Here is a 15,765-nt window from a genome sequence, read left to right on the forward strand (position 1 = left end):
ATTCGCGGAAATTTTACGCAAAAAACTTCGAAAATGACGGCCTCGTAAATTTTCCATTGATGCCGTGCCCCCCATGATCTTGCGGTCTTCCGTATCTACCAATTCGAAACCATGCCGGCCGGGGTGAAACCCTGTGTTCACCATCCTCGCCGAAGACGTCGTCAAATCGTCTAAAAAGCTCCGCGATGACACGCTGTCCGGCGCCGGGCCGTGCCGCCTTAGCACTCGTTTAAGGTCGCTCTGACACGGTGGCTCAACGACAAGGAGGCGTTCCGGCGCGTCTCTCCGACGAATGAGCCGAAGCGCGAGACCCGTGACAGTTTTGAGTATCATCCGCGATTGTCTCGATGCGCTGCTGCATCCCTCCGCGCGTTACGACGCGCTGACGCGAGCGCGCCATCGTGCCTTCATGGCGCCGCGCCTACTCGGCAGCCTGGCAGCGTTTGCCGCATTCCCGATCTATCTCGCCATGCGTGGCGCGCCGAGCGCGGTCGAGGTCGCGGCCTTTGCCTGGCTGATCGCGCCGATCATGTTGTCCTGGTTCCTGTCGCGCACCGGCCGCTACGAAGGCGCGCATGTGCTGTCGTCGCTGGCGCTCGCCGGCCTGATCATGGCGGTCGCAATCACGACCGGCGGCATCGAATCATTCGCCGCGGTGTGGCTGATCGTCGTTCCCCTCGAGGCTGCGCTGTCGGCCTCGCGCCGCGTCGCCGCCTTTGCCTCGCTGCTCGCGCTCTCCTGCGCGGGGATACTAATTTTCGTCGGCCAGCTCGGCTGGCTGCCGCTGGACGCGCCGGGTGCCGCGGAGCGTAGCCTGCTGATGGCGTTTGGCGTCGCCTCGGCCACCCTCTATGCTGCAGGCCTCGCTTTCGGCGCGGAGTCGCTCGCACGCACCGGCGTTGCGCTGCTGTCGCGTGAGGAGGAGCGTTATCGCCTGCTTGCGCGCAACATGAGCGACGTCATCTCGCGGCATCGGCGCAACGGCGCGGTGCAGTTCATCTCGCCGGCCGCCGAGGCCATGCTCGGAATGCCCGTCGCGCAGCTGCACGGCCACGGCCTGTTCGATCGCGTCCATGTCGCCGACCGGCCGGCCTATCTCACCGCTTTGTCCGATGCCGCGCGCGGTAATGTGCGCAGCGTCGAGTTCCGGCTGCGGCGGGAGCCGACCGGCTCGGAGCGCGGCCAGGTTGACTTCATCTGGGTCGAGATGCGCTGCCGGCCGCTCGACCAGGATCTCGGCCGCCAGGATATTGACCGTGATGTCGCACGCGAGACGGAAGTCGTCGCCGTGATGCGCGACATCACCGATCGCAAGCTCTCCGAGCAGGCGCTCGATCAGGCCCGCAGCGCCGCCGAAGCGGCCGACGCCGCCAAGACGCGCTTCCTCGCCACCATGAGCCACGAGCTGCGCACGCCGCTCAACGCCATCATCGGCTTCTCCGACATGATCGCGCAGGAGCAGGCCCTGATGCTGGGTGCGGCCCAGCGCAAGGAATATGCCCAACTGATCAACGATTCCGGCCAGCATTTGCTGTCGGTCGTCAACGGCATCCTCGACATGTCCAAGATGGAATCGGGCAATTTCGAGATTGCGTCGGAGCCGTTCGCGCCGCGCGCCTCGCTGATGCATTGCTGCAATCTGCTGGCGCTGAAGGCGCGGGAGAACGGCATCGACCTCATCACCGACGCGCCGCAGGACCTGCCTGTCATGACCGGCGATCCCAGAGCCTTCAAGCAGATCGTGCTCAACCTCGTCGCCAACGCCATCAAGTTCACCGAGCGCGGCGGCCAGGTCTCCGTATCAGCCGCGGTGTCGGGGGCGCACCTCACGCTGCGTATCAGCGATACCGGCGTCGGCATCGCGCCCGACGACCTCAAGCGTATCGGTGCGCCGTTCTTCCAGGCCGGCAAGACCTATCAGCGCCGTCACGAAGGCACCGGACTCGGACTTTCGATCGTGAAGAGTCTTGTGGCGTTGCATCTCGGCGATTTGACGGTACAAAGCAGGCTCGGCGAGGGCACCGCCGTCACCGTCAAGCTGCCGCTGGTCTACACGTCGCCGCAAGCCAAACCTGCCGATAGAATGCCGGCCGAGAGCAAGATCGCGACTTTGACGCCGGTGCCGCGCCAGGAACATCACGACCAACATCACGACCAACTTCAGGACCAACCTGCTCTGGTGAAGAAAAGTGCCTAAGAAGTCTGCAAAGGGCGAAGCTGCACCGCGCCGTCGTGGCGCCAAGGCTGCGGCTGTCGACATCGAGACCGAGCGCAACCTCGTGATGCGCGTGCTGCTGCACAGTCCCAAGGATACGCTGGCCGGCCTCGTCGCCGTTACCGCCATCAGCGCGATCGTTGCCAATGCGCTGTTCCTCCAGACCGGAAGGCATCCGGCACCGATGTTCGGCACCGTGATCAATCTTCCCGCGCCGTCGTCCGTGCCGCTGTCGAACCCCTTGCCGCGTCCGCGCCCCGTCGGCGCCGATACCTCGCCGCTCGAGCCGAGAGCGACGGAGTTCCGCGCCGAGCCCAAGTCTGTAGAGCCCAAGTCTGTAGAGCCCCGGCCTGTCGAGCCCAAGCCTGTCGAGAGAGTTGCCGAGAAGGCGCCGGAGAAGCCGGTCGAGGCGACCGCATCGACGCCGCGCTCGGCCGATCCTTTGACCAACCTGGTCAAGCAAACGACGTCGACGCCTTCCTCCATTGCTGTCGCGCGTCCGCCGGCCCCGATCCCGGCGCAGCAGAGCCCGGCCGTACGGCGTATCGCCGGCGTGCAGCGCGCGCTGTCCGAATACGGCTACGGCAATTTGAAGGTCACGGGCGCGATGAGCGGCGAGACCCAGTCCGCGATCCAGAAATTCGAGCGCGAGCACAAGATGCAGGTCACCGGCCAAGTGTCCGATCGCCTGCTGCGCGAGCTCGCCGCCGCGATCGGCCATCCCGTCGAATAGCGACATTTGTCGTCGTCATTGACGCGGATCAATTGGCCGCGCGTGATCCGCAAGGGGATGCCAGCCCTGCGCCGGCGTGATTTGTCCGGGATCAATGACTGTCGGCGGCGTCAGGGAAGATGATCGCTCATCCTCATCAAGGAAGAGAGGTCATCATGTTCAAGGTCTCGATTCTCGTCTGGATCATGCTGGGTACCGTGCTGGCGGGCGTCAGCCTGATCGTGGTGCTGATGGTGCCGAGCCTTGCCGCGGAGGCGATCAAGAACATCCCCTATGCCGCGGCCATCGGGTTTGCGCTTGCGATGCCGCTGTCATATCTCGTCGCACGCCAGATCGGCGGCGGACAGGGGTGCAGGCAAGGCGTAGCGCGCGCGCCGAGACTGGCGGGACGCGTCGTACTGGCCTATCGTCCGACTCATGCGTTTGAAATCCAACATATGGGTCGCGGCTTATTTGCGCCGGTGCCAGAGCGAGGGCGTGTTCGGGGCGGTGCGCCGTCGCGGCGCCGAGGAGGCGGGCGCGGTGTTCGTGAAGGTGTCGCTGCTCGACGGCAATGCGATGCTCTACGTGCCGGCGCCGCAGACCGTCTATGACGACGGCCGGCCCGTCGACCGCTTCTTCGTGCCGGTTGCATCGCAGCCGCTGCCGGAGCCCGCGGTCGAGGAACGGCTGACCAAGGAAATCCGCTTCGATTCGGATGCCTGGATCGTCGAGACCGAAGACCGCGCCGGGCGGCACTTCCTGGAATTGGCGAAGACCTGACTAGTGATCCGACGACCCGCCGGTGCCGGTCCGCACCGTTGGGCTGGAGCCGGGCTGCACGCCGGGCCGCGTCTGGCTTGCGCCCGCACGCGCACGCTGGCGTTCCCCATCGTGCAGCGACGACTGATACTTTGCCCGCGTCACCGCGAGCGCGGAGCCGCGCCAGGCGGCCAGCATCACCAGCGCGGAGCGCTCGCCGAGGCGATCGTAGAGCCGCGACAGCCGGTACACGTTGTTCACGGAGTTGCCGATCTCCGGCTTGAAGAATAAGAGGATGCGCTGGAAGTTCGGGCTCGGCATGTCGAGCGCGCGCGCGGCGACCGCGAGCGCTTCGCCGCCGGGATCGTCGACGATCTCTGCCGCGACGCGCGAGGGCAGGATCAGGCTGTCGCCGAGCTCGTAGGTGAAATTCTCGACGTCGCCCGCGATCGCCGCCATCTCCAGGATCTGGATCGCGCGCTTGGCGCGCACGGTCGGAATCCGCGGCGCGGCCTTCAGCGGCGTCTGCTCCAGATTGTGCAGGATCAGCGCGCGCTGGGACGCATCGGCGTGAAAGAACATGTCGTGGATTTCGGCGGCGTCCGTCGGCTGCATCGCCATGTTCCAGGCCATACGCTGCTCGGCCTCGGTCGGCGCGCGGACCGGGGAGGGCGCGGGCGGGGGCGCCGCGATTTCGCGCGCGAGCGGAACCCTGCGGCCTTCCTGGGCGGCGACCAGCCCGAGCTTCTGCAGGATAGGGACGGGCGTCTGCGGATAGACCGCAAGCCGCGCCTTGACGGCGGCGCGCGTCGCATCGTCGACCTGGTCGATCAGTCGCGTGGCGAGTTCGACGAATTGCCGCTGTTCGTCCTCGCTGTGGACGCGCGTCTGGACATAGAGGTCGGTCAGCACGCGCAGCAGCGTCGGGCGAACATCGACGCCTTCGCGACGGGAGAGGGTCATCAGCCCGTCGAATCCGGGAAACAGCGACTTGGTCATGGAGGCGTACGCAACTCGGAAAAGAGACTTGCGAGTGAGCCTAGCGCAGGTTCTTTTAAAGCCTCGTTAAGGAAAACGAGGCGTGAAGCCGCCCCCGCAATTCAAGGCATTGTCGTGCCGCAACGGGACGGCGCGGCGGGTTCCGTGCGGTTACGGTCCAGAGCACATCTTTACACCCCGTTAACCATGAGCTGATCTTAATGATCCGCATGTTGCAGGGGCGCATTCGGTCGCGCGGCAATTGAAGAGAGCTGACATGGGGACCATCATCGAATTTCCGGCCGGTCGCCGGGTAGGCTCGTCGGGGGACGTCGCACCGCGCGCGGACATGGGGACGATTCTGATCCTTCCCGTGATCCGCATCGAGCGCGAGGCGGACGAAACCAGCGGCGATCGTGGGCCGGAAGCGGGCACAGCGCCGGGGCGCCGTCGTCGTCGCCGCTAGATCCGGCTTTTGCAATGCCGGACACCATCCACAAGATCCGGCCCTTCGTATCGGCCGTCCTGCTCGCGCTGCTCGGCGCCACGCTCGGGGCCTGTAGCGGCGGCGATTTCGGCCGCACCCGCGCCGATATGCGCAGCGACGACATGCATCGCTGGCTCGGCACCGAGGCCACCGGCAGCGTCGGGTTGAGACCGTCGCAATTCCAGCTCACCGACGAGGAGCGCCAGCTTCGCGACCTCGCCTATCCCCTGATCGAGCCGCCGCTGTCGCGCCCCGCATGGAAGAGCGTGTTCGGCGACTACAAGGCCTTGCCGTCACCGTGGCGGCAGAAGGTCGTGTTCGACCGCACCATGTACGGGCGCACGCTGATCGACGAGCCGCACCGCTCGCACTCCTCGCGCTATGCGCAGCTGATCGAGGACGTGCGCAACGACACCACCCGCTTCGAGCCGTTCTTCGCCTCCGCGATCAAGGTCATCGACCTCGACAGGAAGCGCGATGCCAGCATGGCGCGCGTCTCCGGCCTCTCTCCGAGGGAGAGAGACGACGCGGTCGCGCGCATGCAGGAGAACTCGCTGATCATCCAGTGGGTGCAGCAGTGCCTGGAGCAGCGCGTCTCCTCCTATCGCTGGGCGTTGGAGCGCCTGGTGATCCAGGCGCCCGACGGCATGGCCGCCGACGCCGACCGCCTGATCGGCGAGCTCGCGGCCCAGACCGCCAACCCGCCGGTCCAAGCGCAGCCGCCCTACGGCCGCGCGGTCATCTCGAAGGGCTGAGCGTTTTGCGCGCACTGCGCTGGCGCGCAGTCCGATCGGGCTTGCGCTGCTGCTTCTGAAGCTTCCCGACAAGATCCCTCAGCGCATCCGCCAGCGGCACTGATGCGCGGTAGGCGAGGCCGACTTCGCGCTTGACCTTGACCTCGATCTCGCGCACCGCGACGTCTGGATTGCAGCGCGCCACGCCCTCGGGAACGATGGCGATGCCGACGCCGGCGGCGACCAGCGCCATGGCCCAGTCTTCCGATTGCGCGATCGCCGCGGTCTGGCGCCGCTGCGCGGCGCGGCCGAAGAACTGGCTCTGCTCGCAATGGCAGCGGTCGATCATGGCAGCGCCGGCGAGATCGGCGGCACGGAGCTTCTCCTTCAGCGTCAGCGGATGCGACGGCGGCAGCGCGGCGACATAACGCTCGCTCCACAGCGCGACGAAATGCTCGTCAGCGCGCAGCATGGACTTCGAGATGATCCGCGCATCGGCGCGCTCGTCGCTGCCGACGAGGCGCAGCGCGATGTCGCTGCGCGCCGTCAGCGGCTTCAGCAGCGCGATCGTTCGGGGCACGTCGAGCGTGCGCATCAGGCCGAGCGTGACCGTCGTCCTGGTCGCCGGCTTCCTGAACAGGCCGCGCGCGGCGTCCGCCTCGTCGATGATGCGGCGGGCCAGTGCGTGAAACTGCTCGGCCGAGGCGGTGGGCGCGACGCCCTTCTTGTGCCGGATGAAAAGCGTGGTGCCGAGCTCGGCTTCCAGATTGGTGATCGCGGTCGAGATCGATGGCTGCGACACGAAGCAGGCCCGCGCCGCGGCGGTCAGGTTGCGCGCGCGATAGACGGCGGCGAAGTAGCGGAGCTCGCGGATGTCCATAGGATGAGCCTAGAGATATGATCAATATTCAATATTTTACCTATGGATCGGACGATGACAAGAACGCCCTGTTCACAACGGGCGAGGTCCTCCATGAAAATCCATCATCTCAACACCGGGACGATGTGCCCGATGGGCCGCCGCCTGGTAAACGGCACCGGCGGCCTGTTCCAGCGCGCCCGCATGGTCTGCCACTGCCTGCTGGTCGAAACGGGTGACGGGCTTTCCCTGGTCGATACCGGCATCGGGCTTGGCGATATCGCAGCCCCTGACCGGCTCGGACGGCGATGGCTGCGCCAGACCGCGCCAAGGCTCGATCCGTCCGAGACGGCGCTCGAGCAGGTGAAGGCGCTCGGCTATTCGCCCAAAGACGTGCGCCACGTGCTGCTGACGCATCTCGATCGCGATCACGCCGGCGGCGTGCCCGACTTTCCCCATGCCGCGATCCACGTCCATCGCGCCGAATACGACATGGCGGTGCAGAGCAGGCCGGCGCCGCCGCAAGGGCGCTATGTCACCGGGCAGTGGAGCCATGGACCGAGCTGGACGTTCTATGGCGAAGCCGGCGAAGACTGGTTCGGCTTCAAGGGCGTGCGCGCGCTCGGCGACAAGGAGGCGGACATCCTGATGATCCCGCTCGCCGGCCATACGCTCGGCCATTGCGGCATCGCGGTCCGATCAGGCGACACATGGCTGCTGCATGCCGGCGACAGCTATTTCCATCACGGCCAGCTCGCGGCATCCCCGCGCATGCCGCTGGTGCTCGGCTATTTCCAGCGCCGCGCCGACATGGACCGCACGCAGCGGATCGCCAACCAGGCGCGGCTGCGCGCGCTGAAGCTCTCCCACGGCGGCCGCGTGAGGATCGTCAACAGCCACGATCCCGTCGATTACGAGAACTGCCGGTGCGGGACGCACTGAGTGCGCGCCGGACCCGTCAACGCTTCATGCGCGCAGACGTCCGACGCCTTAGGTCCCCCGATGCGCGCGCGTGAGGCGGCCGCCGGCCGCCCTCGCAAGCCCGAACGGCGCGCCGGCTTTTTCCGGCTGGCGTGCTATTTTCGAAAATGACCGGGACGCCAGCCGCCGCGCGTCGGGATCACGGCGATTTCCTATCTTCGTCCTTCCGATGGTAGCCGGCCGATTCCACTTCAGGAGAGATCTTCGCGCGACGACCGCCTTGCAATAATTTTCGTAAACAGTATTATTTTCGAAAATGCAGTTTGGGGAGGCGGGGCGAAATCATGAGGGCGGTGCTGGTGCGTCAGCCGGGTGGGCCGGATGCACTCGAATTGGTCGAGCTCCCGGTGCCCGTGCCGGGCGCCGGGCAGGTGCAGATCCGGGCCGAGGCGTTCGGGGTCGGGCAGCCCGACGCGCTGATCCGGCGCGGCGTCTACAAATGGATGCCGCCGCTGCCGGCCAATCCCGGCAATGATGTCGCGGGCCGCATTTCCGCGCTCGGGCCCGGCGTGGAGGGGCTTGCCGTCGGCCAGAAGGTGCTGCTGAGCGCGCGCGACCTGTCGCAACGTGGCGGCTGCTACGCCGACTACGTGGTTGCCCCCGCGGACGCCGTTCACGCATTGCCCGACCATGTCGATCTGCAAGCCGCCGTGTGCCTGTCGAACTATCAGGTGGCCTACGCACTCCTGCACGAATGCCGCCACCCACGCGCGCCGGCAAGCGTGCTGGTGATCGGCGCGGCCGGCGGCGTCGGCACCGCGCTGGTGCAGCTCGCCAAGCTCGCGCAGATGACCGTGATCGGCACGGTCTCGACCGAAGCGAAGGCGGAGTTCGCGAAGGCGAACGGTGCCGATCACATCATCTTCTACCGCCGCGAGGATGTCGTGGCGCGAACCCGCGAGCTGACCAGCGGCGAGGGCGTCGGCCTCGTGCTCGATCACGTCTGCGGGCCCGAGTTCACCGCCTATCTCGGCGCGCTCGGCAAATGGGGGACGCTGCTCTCCTACAACGCCTTCGCGGGCCTTCCGGAAGAGAACCTGATGGCGGCGATGCGCAATCACCTCGACATCTGTCCCGCCGTGCGCTGCTTCTCCTTCCACATCTACGACCACGATCGCGACGGCCGCCGCGCCCTGATGCGCAGCGTGATCGAGGCTCTGAGCCGTAATGCCATCAAGCCGGCCGTCTCGGCGGTCCTGAAGCTGGACCAGGTCAGGCAGGCCCACACGCTGCTCGAGCAGGGCTCGGCGCTCGGCAAGATCATCATGACGCCATGAAGGGATGGACGGCACGATGACATCACACGCCGAACTTCGCCCGTGCGCCCGTTCGGAGCATGCCGCCATCGCCTGAATGCGCCGGGTTCGCCCGTCAGGCGGCCCGGCCTGGAGAACGCCGCCTTCGCTGCGGCCAACGATAGAACGGTCAAAAAGGGAGAACGCATCCATGCGATGGATGAGACGGCTTGCTGCGGCAACGTTTCTGCTTGGCGGGTTTCTCGCCGCCGGCACAGTGGCACTTGCGGACAATTATCCGTCGCGCCCGATCCGCCTGCTGCACGGATTTGCCGCAGGCGGCGCGGCCGACACGCTGTCGCGCATCATCGCCGACGGGCTCGCGAAGCGGCTCGGGCAGCCGATCATCGTCGAGGCCAAACCGGGCGCCGGCGGCAACCTCGCGGCGGATGCCGTCGCCAAGGCGGCGCCTGACGGCTACACGCTCGGGCTCGTCACAGGCGCCCACGCGATTTCCGCGGCGACCTACAAGAGCCTCGCCTACCAGCCCGCGGACAGTTTCGAGATGATCTCGACGCTGGTCTATTACGCGCTCGTCATTGCTGTGCGCAGTGACTACCCGGCGAAGTCGCTGGGCGAGCTCGTCGCCATGGCGAAGGAGAAGCCCGGCTCGCTCAGCTTCGGTTCGGTCGGTTTCGGCAGCACACATCACCTTGCGGGCGAGCTGCTGAACGCAACGGCCGGCATCGAGATCGTGCATGTGCCGTATCGCGGCGATTCGCAATCCGTCACCGCGCTTCTCGGCGGAGAGGTTCCGGTCATCGTCGGCACGCCGGTCCTGCTCGCGCCGCAAATCCAGAGCGGCGCGATCCGCGGCCTTGCGGTGACCTCGCCGACGCGGACTGCGCTATTGCCTGACGTCCCGACGGTTCAGGAGGCCGGCATCAAGGGATACGACGTGCGCACCTGGGCGGGCCTGCTGGCCCCGAAGGGAACGCCGCCCGCCATCATCGCCGCGCTCAATGCAGCGACGCTCGATGCGCTCAAGGACCCAGACCTCAGGCAACGTCTGGAGACGGCCGTCGGCGGCGAGGTCCGTGGCAGCTCGCCGGCGGAGATGAAGGCGCTGATCGAAACCGAGATCACCAAATGGTCGGGCGTGGTCGAGCGGGCGAAGATCCCGAAGATCTGATCCAGGGGAGGCCGCAGCGCCGCTGCTGCGGCCTCCGTCAGATGCCGTCTTCTCCTATCTGCCGGAGCCGGCCTCCTGGGTTGTCAGCAGACGGTGCTTCACCGTCCGCGCAATCGCCGCAGGTGCCTCGTCGGGAATCGCAAAACAGGAACTCGCGTTGATCTCGCACAGAACGTATGTGTCGGCGCCTGCCGCGTTGCGAGGTCCGTAGAGAAAGTCCGCGTCCCAGATCACCGGCAGCGAGGATTCATCGATGCCGAGCGTGTCCATCATCTGCGGCGTCCATTCGTTCTCCATCGATCTTCGCAGCGCCTGGAACGGTGGAGCATCGGGTCCGTGCATGATGCGCGGGCCGGGTTGCGCCTCCGCTGCATCGGGGCCTTCCGGCGGCGGCGGGATCAAGGCCTTGATCCGTTGCTGGCCAAAGCCCGCGACCTTGGAGCCGCTCATGTAGCAGCGGATCATCCCGTCGGGCAGGCGCGGTTGAAACGCCTGATCGATGATGCAGCCGCCCCAGCCGAAATAGGGTTCGCACCGGGCGATGAAGGCATCGAGCGACATGTCCTCCGGCAGGCTGCCGCGCGTTGCATGGAGCACGCGAACCATGGCGCTCGCCTCTGCAATGGCCTCCACTTTCCAGACGCCCTGGCCTCCATTGCCGCGGTTTTGTTTCAGCACGCGCGGTCCGTCGGTCTGAAGGCGCGACGGAAACTCGGCGCGGAAGCTTGCGGACGTGTCGTAGCGATGCGTGTCGGCGCCCCAGCCCAGGTGGCGTGTTCTGTAGAGGACCTCCTTGACGCCCATCTTCAGGATGACGTCCGGGTGCGCGCTCACCCATGGCCCTCGCGCCGCGACGTCGCGGAGCAGGGGATCGAGGTCAGCGCGTGTCTTGCCTTGATGGATCGGGTCGACCCAGACGAGCACGCCGTCGACCGCAAGCAATTGATCGCGGACGGCGTCGGCAAAGGTTTCGTCGTAGATGACGGGCCGGGCTTCGATGCCGGCGGCGGCGAGTGCCTCGAAGACGCGGACGAAGCGGCTGTTCTGCGGTGTGGCATCCGCCCGCGCGGCGGCATCGCCGCGTGAGAGGATGGCAACGGTGGATCGGAGAGGAAAGTGTTGTTCGGTATCCATGCGCAAGCTCCACGAAGTGCGTGCTGCGCAGAGCTTGGACCGAAGTCTCATGGGGGGTCTGCATTGCCCCCATGCGGACGACCTTACGTGAGATCGGCCTCGGCTTTCAAGACGGTCGCGCGGTTCCACCCGGGGCCTACGCGGTGCTTTCGCGCGACGCGCAGGTTGACAGCTCGGCGTTCCGGGTTTTCTATTTCAGGCAACGGGGATGTGCGATCTCCCCGTGAGGCGTCATGCCCAAGAATCGCGTCCTGATCGTCACCAAGGGCGCAGCATGTCACCCCACACTCCGAATTCATCCGACAGATCGTTTCGGCTCATCGCTCCCGCGCGGCGCGCCGGAGCCTGTCGGCGCGCATACCGACAAGGGCGTCCCGGCGGACCTGCGTCAGGGGCGTGACCTCTCGATCTGCGCCATTTGGAAGGGCAGCGTCGCAAAAGCGGACTTCACCTGGGGCGGGACATGACCGGGAGAACGACCATGCGAACATGGACAATCTTTTTCACCTTCCTGTTTCTGGCGATCGCGGCTGGCGTGCCGACCGCACGCGCGCTGACTCAAGACGAGTTGATCGCCAGGATCCAGGCGGCTGGCTACACGCAGGTCAGCGAGATCAAGTCGACGGCGGAGGGGACGACCGCCAAGGCGGTCAAGAACGGCAAGCCGGTGCGGCTCCTTATCGACGGTGCCGGCCAGATCAAAGAGCAGAACTGAACTCCGGAAACCGGATTTCGCTCGAGGGAGCAGATCAATGCGAAGTGCAATTCTGCCGCTGATGGGCATCGGCGCATGCTTCATCGCGACCGCTCACGCGCAGGATGTCGACTGGCAGAAGGTCGATGATGCGCTGGGCCGAAAGCCGGCCGTCGCCGGCGACGTGCATCGTTATGGCTTTCCCCGCACCGACCTCACGGTGACGCTCGACGGCGTCACCATCAAGCCTTCGCTGGCGCTGGGCGGCTGGGTCGCGTTCAAGCCCGCGCATGGCGCCGTCATGGCAATGGGCGATCTGGTGCTGCTCGAATCGGAAATCAACCCGGTCATGCAGAAGATGATCGAGAGCGGGTTGGAGATTACGGCTGTTCACAACCATCTGCTCGGCGCGGTTCCGGCGACATTCTACATGCATGTGGCCGGGCACGGTGATCCGCTCAAGATCGCGACCGCCATCAAGACCGCGCTTGCCGAGAGCAAGACGCCTATGTCGGCGCCGGCTCCGGCGGTCCCGCCGCCTGCCATTGATCTCGACACGGCCAAGCTCGATCAGATCATCGGCGTCAAGGGGCAGGCCAACGGCGGTGTCTATCAGTTCAACGTTCCCCGCCGCGATCCGATTACCGAGCACGGAATGCAGTTAAGTCCCGTCGGCCCCATGGGCGTTGCGACCGGTGTGAACTTCCAGCCGACCGGCGGCGGCAGGGCGGCCATCACCGGCGACTTCGTGCTGACCGGCGACGAGGTGAATCCCGTGATCATGGCGCTCCGGTCCCATGGCATCTCCGTAACGGCGCTTCATAGCCACATGCTGGACGAGCAGCCGCGTCTCTTCTTCATGCACTTCTGGGCGAACGACGACGCGATCAAGCTCGCCAATGGCGTGCGTGCCGCGCTCGACAAGACGGCGAGTACGAAGAACTGATGTCCGATCTGTCTCGGTCTCTGATCGGGCCGTCGGGGCGAAATGCGTTCTTCGTTCGTGCCTACCTGGCTTCGATCACCTCGCCGTCCTCCTTCACAAACCGGCCGAGGGGATTGTCCAGGAGGTCGACGACGGCTTCGGAGGGCCGGCACAGTCGCGTGCCCTTCGCCGTCACCACGATCGGACGATTGATCAGAATGGGATGTGCCATCATCGCGTCGAGCAGTTCATCGTCCGTCCATTTGGGGTCGGCAAGGCCGAGCTCCTTGTACGGCGTCCCCTTCTCGCGCAGCAATGCGCGGACCGATATTCCCATCGCTGCGATCAGTTGCTTGAGCGTTTCGCGCGATGGTGGGGTCTTGAGGTATTCAATAACGGTGGGCTCGGCACCGCTCTGCCGGATCATCGCGAGCGTGTTGCGCGAGGTTCCGCAATCCGGGTTGTGATAGATCGTGACGCTCATGATCGGGTCTCCGCAACAGCAACCGGGCCGCGCACTTCGGCGCGCCCGAGCAGCCAATTCATCAGCAGCATGCCGGCGATCGCTCCGCAGAGCTCCGCGAGAATGAACCCGGGAAGATCGACGGGCCGAATGCCGGAAAAGGTGTTCGTGAGCGAACGCGCAATTGCGACCGCCGGATTTGCAAACGACGTCGATGCGGTGAACCAATATGCGGCCGTGATGTAGAGGCCGACCAGCCAGGGAACGGCCGCGCGCTGAAAGCGGATGCCGGCGAGGATCGTGACGATCAGTCCGAAAGCGGCGACGGCTTCCGCGAACCACTGCGCTCCGCCGGTCCGGACCTTCATCGACAGGTCGATCACGGGGTGCGCGAACATCAGGTGCGCCGCAATCGTCCCGATCGCGCCACCGACGATCTGAGCGATGACGTATAGCGCGGCTTCATTCGCCGGCAGCTCGCGCTTGCCGGTGAAGACCAGCGTCACTGCCGGATTGAAATGCGCGCCGGAGATCGGACCGAGCACGGTGATCAGGACAACGAGAATGGCCCCGGTCGGCAACGTATTGCAGAGGAGCGCAAGAGCCACGTCCTTGCTCAGCGTCTCGGCCATGATGCCGGACCCGACGACGGTGGCGACGAGAATGCCGGTGCCGAGCGCTTCGGCGACCAGGCGTCGGGAAAGGTCGAACGTGTCCATCAGCCGGCCCTTGGCGCTGGACGTGCTGCGCCCTCGGCGCGGCCGATCTCGCGCAGCTTCGTGCCAAGTGAAAGCCTGTCGATACTTCTCAATGGGAGGTTCACGAAGGTATCGATCCGATTCTTGAGGTAGCGGAACGCTGTGACGAACGCCGCCTGCTTCTCCAGATCGGTGCCCTCGGCTGCGGCGGGATCCTCGATACCCCAGTGCGCGGTCATCGGCTGCCCCGGCCAGATGGGGCAGGCCTCGCCGGCGGCATTGTCACAAACGGTGAAGACGAAATCCATCACCGGCGCATTGGGAGCAGCGAACTCCAGCCAGCTCTTCGAGCGCATCCCGTCGGTGGGATAGTCCATGCTTTCCAGCGTGCGCAGCGCCAGCGGGTGGACCGCGCCTTTCGGGGTGCTTCCGGCGGAGAATGCCTGAAAGCGGCTGGCTCCGTCCTTCCTGAGGATCGACTCGGCGAGGATCGAGCGTGCTGAATTGCCGGTACACAGGAACAGGACATTGTAGATTTGATTAGGCACGGATACGCCCCTTTCGCTTTGGAGAGCAGCAGGCTTGGAGGCTTTCGACGACCGGCTCGCAAACTTCCGGTCGCCCGCCGCAGCAATCCCGAAGCAGGAAAACCGCGACGTCGCGAAACACGGCGAGGTTGGCGCGATAGACGATCGAACGGCTGCGCCGCTCGGAGGTCACGAGGCGCGCGCGCGTCAAGATCGACAGATGGGCCGAAAGCGTGTTGGGCGGCACTTCCAGCTGGCGCGCGAGGTCGCCTGCCGCAAGGCCATCGGGCTCATGTTTGACCAACGTCCGGAAGGCCTCCAGACGGGTCGATTGGGACAGCGCCGCGAGGGCGAGAACGGCTTCTTCGGCTTCCATATATCCAGATTTATGGAATTATTAGATGCTCGTCAATCCGAAATCCGGAGGGCCCGTCAAGCGTCGGAAGGAGCTATTCGGCCGCATTGGCTTGAGGGCATCGATTGGCGCGCATCGCAAATTACCGCATCAAGTGGAAATCATGGCGGGCGGGTGCCAACGGCGGCCACAGAAGCGCGCGAACGATAAGCGGAATACCAACGGCCAGCGGTATCAGCCAGTACATGAAATGGGGCAGGTCCTTCCAAAGCGGAAGCTGCCTTCCGTTGTCTACGTAGAAAGCAACCAGCACCAGTATGTACGACAGGCCCATCCCAGCTATATGCAGCCTGACCCAATACCACCAGCGGCGCCGGAGCGCGGTGCGCCCGATCCAGGCGCAAGTGAATGACAACACACCGAGTACGAACAAGTGATAGTTTTCGGCCCAGCGCATAAGTGACAGTAACGTCGCGGACGCGACGAGCGCCAGCAGGGACCAGAAATAGGTCGTCCCAAGTCTCGAATGACGCCCGCGACGCTTCTCACTCAACATCGCGATTGCGCCGATCGCAACGCACGCAAGGCCCAGGGGAATATGCAGCCCCAGGACCACCGCCAGAAAGAAGGCGTCGGTCGAAGGAATTTCGATGCCAGCCACGATGGTCGTTTCTCCGCCTGTCATGGCGTTGCTCCCATCTTGCAGTTCATCATCGACTCCGCCGACGAGAACGGTCGTTTGACGGCGAATGCTCCGGCGCCGCAGACAATGCAAAGCATGCAGCAACCGATCAGGACGGCCGCATAGCTTCCG

Annotated in this window: 19 protein-coding genes; 11 read left to right on the forward strand and 8 right to left on the reverse strand. The window is 65.4% G+C overall.

The annotated features are described in order from the left end of the window. Positions 1-292: 292 nt before the first annotated feature. The 3 genes from ACE10W_RS12170 to ACE10W_RS12180 all read left to right on the forward strand — a co-directional run bounded on the left by ACE10W_RS12170 (position 293) and on the right by ACE10W_RS12180 (position 3,710). Complete coding sequence (locus tag ACE10W_RS12170; RefSeq protein ID WP_304551771.1) at positions 293-2,197, forward strand: ATP-binding protein; 1,905 nt, start codon at positions 293-295, stop codon at positions 2,195-2,197. Beyond that, positions 2,190-2,948, forward strand: a complete 759-nt coding sequence (locus ACE10W_RS12175) for a peptidoglycan-binding domain-containing protein (RefSeq protein ID WP_304551772.1) — start codon at positions 2,190-2,192, stop codon at positions 2,946-2,948. The genes ACE10W_RS12170 and ACE10W_RS12175 overlap by 8 nt, the downstream gene beginning before the upstream one ends. Before the next feature lie 417 nt (positions 2,949-3,365). Beyond that, a complete protein-coding gene (locus tag ACE10W_RS12180; RefSeq protein ID WP_011085858.1) occupies positions 3,366-3,710 on the forward strand; it encodes a DUF1491 family protein in 345 nt (114 codons plus the stop codon). On the opposite strand, the gene ACE10W_RS12185 is transcribed toward ACE10W_RS12180, so the two are convergent. After that, positions 3,711-4,688, reverse strand: a complete 978-nt coding sequence (locus ACE10W_RS12185) for a DUF2336 domain-containing protein (protein ID WP_304551773.1) — start codon at positions 4,686-4,688, stop codon at positions 3,711-3,713. 256 nt (positions 4,689-4,944) lie between these two features. On the opposite strand from ACE10W_RS12185, the gene ACE10W_RS12190 reads away from it, so the two are divergent. Both ACE10W_RS12190 and ACE10W_RS12195 read left to right on the forward strand, forming a co-directional pair. After that, positions 4,945-5,133, forward strand: a complete 189-nt coding sequence (locus ACE10W_RS12190; RefSeq protein WP_028172280.1) for a hypothetical protein — start codon at positions 4,945-4,947, stop codon at positions 5,131-5,133. Positions 5,134-5,147: 14 nt separating this feature from the next. After that, on the forward strand, positions 5,148-5,909 hold the full coding sequence (locus ACE10W_RS12195) for a hypothetical protein (protein WP_028172279.1): 762 nt from the start codon (positions 5,148-5,150) through the stop codon (positions 5,907-5,909). On the opposite strand, the gene ACE10W_RS12200 is transcribed toward ACE10W_RS12195, so the two are convergent. Beyond that, positions 5,893-6,768, reverse strand: coding sequence for a LysR family transcriptional regulator (locus tag ACE10W_RS12200; RefSeq protein WP_304551774.1), 876 nt, complete (start codon positions 6,766-6,768; stop codon positions 5,893-5,895). The genes ACE10W_RS12195 and ACE10W_RS12200 overlap by 17 nt on opposite strands. Positions 6,769-6,861: 93 nt before the next feature. On the opposite strand from ACE10W_RS12200, the gene ACE10W_RS12205 reads away from it, so the two are divergent. From ACE10W_RS12205 to ACE10W_RS12215, 3 genes are all read left to right on the forward strand, one after another. Beyond that, on the forward strand, positions 6,862-7,689 hold the full coding sequence (locus ACE10W_RS12205; RefSeq protein ID WP_304551775.1) for an MBL fold metallo-hydrolase: 828 nt from the start codon (positions 6,862-6,864) through the stop codon (positions 7,687-7,689). Positions 7,690-8,012: 323 nt separating this feature from the next. After that, positions 8,013-9,005, forward strand: a complete 993-nt coding sequence (locus ACE10W_RS12210; RefSeq protein ID WP_304551776.1) for a zinc-dependent alcohol dehydrogenase family protein — start codon at positions 8,013-8,015, stop codon at positions 9,003-9,005. Between the two features lie 169 nt (positions 9,006-9,174). After that, a complete protein-coding gene (locus ACE10W_RS12215) occupies positions 9,175-10,155 on the forward strand; it encodes a tripartite tricarboxylate transporter substrate binding protein (protein WP_028172275.1) in 981 nt (326 codons plus the stop codon). A gap of 54 nt (positions 10,156-10,209) precedes the next feature. Here the strand turns inward: ACE10W_RS12215 and ACE10W_RS12220 are convergent, their stop codons facing one another. Beyond that, positions 10,210-11,289 carry a Cj0069 family protein gene (locus tag ACE10W_RS12220; protein WP_304551777.1) on the reverse strand — a complete coding sequence of 360 codons (1,080 nt, stop codon included), beginning with the start codon at positions 11,287-11,289 and terminating at the stop codon, positions 10,210-10,212. A 233-nt stretch (positions 11,290-11,522) separates the two neighbouring features. On the opposite strand from ACE10W_RS12220, the gene ACE10W_RS12225 reads away from it, so the two are divergent. From ACE10W_RS12225 to ACE10W_RS12235, 3 genes are read left to right on the forward strand one after another with little or no spacing between them, the layout of a single operon-like run. Further along, positions 11,523-11,756, forward strand: coding sequence for a hypothetical protein (locus ACE10W_RS12225; protein WP_060911186.1), 234 nt, complete (start codon positions 11,523-11,525; stop codon positions 11,754-11,756). Between the two features lie 14 nt (positions 11,757-11,770). Continuing rightward, on the forward strand, positions 11,771-12,004 hold the full coding sequence (locus ACE10W_RS12230) for a hypothetical protein (protein ID WP_271555832.1): 234 nt from the start codon (positions 11,771-11,773) through the stop codon (positions 12,002-12,004). Positions 12,005-12,041: 37 nt separating this feature from the next. Beyond that, positions 12,042-12,929 carry a DUF1259 domain-containing protein gene (locus tag ACE10W_RS12235; RefSeq protein WP_304551778.1) on the forward strand — a complete coding sequence of 296 codons (888 nt, stop codon included), beginning with the start codon at positions 12,042-12,044 and terminating at the stop codon, positions 12,927-12,929. A gap of 61 nt (positions 12,930-12,990) precedes the next feature. Here ACE10W_RS12235 and arsC read toward each other — a convergent pair whose 3' ends face one another. From arsC to ACE10W_RS12260, 5 genes are all read right to left on the reverse strand, one after another. After that, complete coding sequence (arsC, locus tag ACE10W_RS12240; protein ID WP_060911187.1) at positions 12,991-13,392, reverse strand: arsenate reductase (glutaredoxin); 402 nt, start codon at positions 13,390-13,392, stop codon at positions 12,991-12,993. Further along, complete coding sequence (locus tag ACE10W_RS12245; protein ID WP_304551779.1) at positions 13,389-14,090, reverse strand: MIP/aquaporin family protein; 702 nt, start codon at positions 14,088-14,090, stop codon at positions 13,389-13,391. The genes arsC and ACE10W_RS12245 overlap by 4 nt, the downstream gene beginning before the upstream one ends. Further along, positions 14,090-14,617 (reverse strand): arsenate reductase ArsC, encoded by a 528-nt coding sequence (locus ACE10W_RS12250; RefSeq protein ID WP_304551780.1) that lies wholly within the window; start codon positions 14,615-14,617, stop codon positions 14,090-14,092. Before ACE10W_RS12250 ends, ACE10W_RS12245 begins: the two co-directional genes overlap by 1 nt. Further along, positions 14,610-14,972, reverse strand: a complete 363-nt coding sequence (locus tag ACE10W_RS12255) for a helix-turn-helix transcriptional regulator (protein WP_304551781.1) — start codon at positions 14,970-14,972, stop codon at positions 14,610-14,612. The genes ACE10W_RS12250 and ACE10W_RS12255 overlap by 8 nt, the downstream gene beginning before the upstream one ends. 121 nt (positions 14,973-15,093) lie before the next feature. After that, entirely contained in the window at positions 15,094-15,636 is a 543-nt protein-coding gene (locus ACE10W_RS12260; RefSeq protein WP_060911191.1) for a hypothetical protein, read from the reverse strand. Between the last annotated feature and the right edge of the window lie 129 nt (positions 15,637-15,765).

The sequence above is a fragment of the Bradyrhizobium sp. B025 genome (assembly GCF_042257955.1).
GTDB classification, from domain to species: Bacteria; Pseudomonadota; Alphaproteobacteria; order Rhizobiales; family Xanthobacteraceae; genus Bradyrhizobium; species Bradyrhizobium diazoefficiens.